This is a genomic window from Streptomyces sp. NPDC043896 (assembly GCF_056435605.1).
This window is the reverse complement of sequence record NZ_JBWKEE010000057.1, coordinates 1-3,528: the sequence shown is the minus strand read 5'-3', so window position 1 is coordinate 3,528 and position 3,528 is coordinate 1. Positions and strand designations below refer to the sequence as shown.

The following is a 3,528-nucleotide window of genomic DNA, read 5'->3' as shown; positions in this document are numbered from 1 at the left end:
CCTCGGATCTCGGCGGCCGGCGGCCGTCTCGGGCTGATACCTGCACCAGAGGTACGTCAGGGTGCTAGACGGGTGGGCGGCCGGGGGTGGGGGTGGGCGGGGGCGAGGGGAGCGGGGGGCCCGGGTTCGGCGGCTGTTCGGGGTAGCCGGGGTTGCGGTGCTTTCCCATGGTGGTGTTCCTCCAGGTGAGCTTGTAGATGCCCAGGGGCGGGAAAAGGGCGACTCGGATGGGGTTGTTCTCCTGGGCGCAGGGGACGCAGAGCAGGTCTCGGCGGGTGGTGTGGGTGGTGGTGCGGGCGGCCTGGACGGGGTTGCGCCAGCAGGCCTCGCAGGTCACGACGTCGGTTGTGGTGGTGGTGAAGTCGGTGGAAATCACCGGGCGCCGGCCAGGACGGGTTCGTGCCAGAGCTGGTGGTCCACGGAGAATCCGGCCCGCTCGATCGACCTGATGGTCCGGGCAATCGGGTCCGGGGCGCCTTCCGTTCCCTGGGGGGTGGGGTAATGGTCGACGAAGCCGCCCAGGTGGGTGCACAACTGCTTGTAGAGGGCGGTGTGCAGGATGAGGGCGTGCCAGCCCTTGTCCACGAGGCGGGAGGGTGTCAGGTCGGCGCCCTGGGCGGCCGTTGCCACGAATTTGAGGGCTTCGGTGACGACCCGGGCCGCCAGCTCGGGGTCCATGTCGGGGTTGTCGTCCAGGACGGTGGCGCGGACGGCGCTGAACTGCGTGTCGTCCAGGAGGCCACCCAGGGCGGGGGTGGGCGGGGTGTGCGGTTTGGTGCTGCACGGTGGTGGGGGTGGAGTGGACATGGCGCTCCTCAGGGGATGTGGGTGGCCGGCTCGATGTTGGTGACGGCGGTGGTGAACTCGCGGCCCGAGGCGCCCCGGATGTAGGCGAGTTCCATCCAGCGCTCGATATCGGTGTCGGAGACGTTCTCGTGGATCACCGCCATCAGAACCCCCTCGACCCCGGACGCGATGTCCCGGACACGACGGCGCAGGAGACGGTGGGGGACGTACTCGTACTGCTCACTCATCGGAGGTCTCCTCGAAGGAGTCGAGGAACCGCTCCCAGCCACGACGAGCGCGGTCGAGAAGATCCTGGCTGGGTGGAGCTGTGACCTGCAGTGCCCACGGAGGACTGCTGCGAGATCCTCCGCCGATTGCGTCGGCCGTGTTCTGGCGCTTACGCCGTTCAGGGGACATCGCGCCTCTCCTCGATTTCGATCAGGGGCTCTGGTCTGCTGGAAGGCGAGAGACCACCTCTTTGGGCAGCCGTGCTCAGTCAACTCCGCTGGCAATACCTCTAACAGGGCATTCCACTGGGCAAGTTGTGGGCATCCACTAGGCAGATGCCGCTACGCTTTTTGGCGCCCGACTCGATCAGGGGATGGCGGGACGATGGCGAACGAGGCGCTTCGCAGGCACAGACATTCGCACCGCTGGACTCAGGCCCAGGCTGCGGAGCGCGTTTGTGCCGAGGTCCGGGCAGCCACCGGGCGGGATCCGGAGCTCGACGCGAACTGGTTCTCACGCCTCGAGCGTGGAGCCATCACTTGGCCTGCCAGTCAGTACAGGTCAGCCCTCTGCAAGGTTTTCCAGGTAGCCAGCGATGCGGACCTCGGCCTCTACCCGAAGGGGTCGGGCACACGACCGGCGGCCCCGACTGATGACGTTCGAAGTCTTGCCGCCGATACAGAGCTGTCCAGTCGACTTGCGCGGTACGCGGCGGAGACGAACGTCAACTCCCTCGTGCTGGAGCAGTTCGAAGCCGACGTCGAACGGCTCGCCCGGCACTTCGTCAGCCGTCCCTTGTCGCTCCTGGTCCCGGAAATCCGTACCGTCCGCGCCGAGGTGTCTCGCTTACTGGAGGGGCGCCAGCCGCCTGCCCATACTCTTCGTCTGTATGTGGTCGCGGGGTGGCTGTCCGGTCTTGCGGCGCATGTGTCGCTCGACCTCGGCGACCGCTCTGCCGCCGCCACGCACGCTCGCACCGTTGTCCAGTGCGCAGAGATCGCCCAGCATCCGAAGCTGCGCGCCTGGGCACGGTCCTTCCAATCCCTCGCCGCCTACTGGGCGGGGGACTACCGGCGGGCAGGGGACCTCGCCCAGGCCGGCCTGAACGACGGTCGAGCCCCTGGCTCAGGAACCATCAAGGCACGTCTTCTGAGTCTTGAGGGACGAGCCCGCGCAGCCGAAGGAGACAACCGCAGCGCCCTGCGGTCCCTCGGTCTGGCCCAAGAGGCACGGTTGGCTTCGAAGCCGGACGAACTACCCGGAATCTTCTCGTTTCCCGAGGCCAAACAGTGGACGTACTCCGGCACCACCCTCTTGGCGGTCGGAGGTCGCGAGCAGATCCGGCAAGCCATTTCCGCCTCGAACCGCGCGCTGGAGCTGTACCAGGCCGGCCCAGAAGAAGACCTCTCCCCCGGCGACCTGCAAGCCGCGCACCTGGACCTGGCCACAGCTCACGTAGCCAGCGGCGAACTCGAAGAGGCCGGCGCGAAGCTCTCAGAGGTGTTTGCGTCCAAGACGCACACCGCCAGCATCACCATCAGGCTGCGCAATCTGGGCAGGCTACTCGGCAGCGCGCCGTACCGTGACGCGCAGTCGGCCATCGACCTTCGCGCACAGATCCACGAGGTGACCGGCCGGTCCACTCACATCAGCAACCGCACGGAGGACCGATGACCGCCCAACCCGCACACGATCACTCGGTCACCGACCGCCGCCTCCTCTCCACGAAGGCATACGGCACGGGGCAGCACCTCGCCGCTCGCCAGTCCCTGTACCAGTGGCAGACCCCGCGCCACGACCTGCCGCGCATCGTCGTGAACCAACTGAAGGGCATACGCGGCGCGGTCGCCGACGTGGGCTGCGGGAACGGCAAGTTCGTCGCCCGAGTGCGGCAGGAACGTCCCGACCTGACCGTGCTCCCCATGGACGTATCCCACGGCATACTCACCGCAATCCCGGGAGCCGTCGTCGCCGACGTCCAACAGCTGCCCATCTCGGACGGCACCCTCGGCGCCGTCCTCGCCCTGCACATGCTCTACCACGTCGAAAACCAGGCCCAGGCAGTCCGGGAACTGCAACGTGTCCTCTCGCCCAGCGGTATCGCGATCGTCTCCACCAACAGCCGTACCGACAAACGCGAACTGGAAGACCTCTGGCGCCGTGCCGCAGGCGACGTGCTGGGCACCAAGGAAGGCCCGGCCCGCGTGCAGCTCTCCGCCCGCTTCACTCTGGAAGACGCCCCGACGGTCCTCGGCACGGTCTTCGACCACATCCGCACCATCCCCCTGCCCGGGGTGATCGAGGTACCCAACGCCGAACCCGTCATCGCCCACCTTGCCTCCTACGAAGCCTGGGCCGACCAGATGGGTGTCCCCTTCAAGGAGACCATCGAGCGCGCAAGAGAGCGGATCAACAAGGTCATCCACGACGAAGGCGCATTCCGCGTCACTTGCCTGGGCGGCATCCTCATCTGCCAATGACCCACAACCGGCCGCCGGCCGCCGAGACGAGAGA

Annotated in this window: 5 protein-coding genes; 2 read left to right on the top strand and 3 right to left on the bottom strand. The window is 67.4% G+C overall.

Annotated elements, in window-relative coordinates; translation table 11 throughout:
- Positions 1–64: 64 nt before the first annotated feature.
- The 3 genes from AC069X_RS37380 to AC069X_RS37370 are packed head-to-tail and all read right to left on the bottom strand — an operon-like array spanning position 65 to position 1,034.
- Positions 65–376, bottom strand: a complete 312-nt coding sequence (locus AC069X_RS37380; protein ID WP_478736072.1) for a hypothetical protein — start codon at positions 374–376, stop codon at positions 65–67.
- The gene (locus AC069X_RS37375; protein WP_478736070.1) at positions 373–807 is read right to left on the bottom strand and encodes a glycine-rich domain-containing protein; all 435 of its coding nucleotides are present in this window, start codon (positions 805–807) and stop codon (positions 373–375) included. The genes AC069X_RS37380 and AC069X_RS37375 overlap by 4 nt, the downstream gene beginning before the upstream one ends.
- Before the next feature lie 8 nt (positions 808–815).
- Positions 816–1,034, bottom strand: a complete 219-nt coding sequence (locus AC069X_RS37370; protein ID WP_478736068.1) for a hypothetical protein — start codon at positions 1,032–1,034, stop codon at positions 816–818.
- A 364-nt stretch (positions 1,035–1,398) separates the two neighbouring features.
- On the opposite strand from AC069X_RS37370, the gene AC069X_RS37365 reads away from it, so the two are divergent.
- Both AC069X_RS37365 and AC069X_RS37360 read left to right on the top strand, forming a co-directional pair.
- The gene (locus AC069X_RS37365) at positions 1,399–2,688 is read left to right on the top strand and encodes an XRE family transcriptional regulator (protein WP_478736066.1); all 1,290 of its coding nucleotides are present in this window, start codon (positions 1,399–1,401) and stop codon (positions 2,686–2,688) included.
- Positions 2,685–3,494, top strand: a complete 810-nt coding sequence (locus AC069X_RS37360) for a class I SAM-dependent methyltransferase (RefSeq protein ID WP_478736064.1) — start codon at positions 2,685–2,687, stop codon at positions 3,492–3,494. Before AC069X_RS37365 ends, AC069X_RS37360 begins: the two co-directional genes overlap by 4 nt.
- The last annotated feature ends 34 nt before the right edge of the window (positions 3,495–3,528 follow it).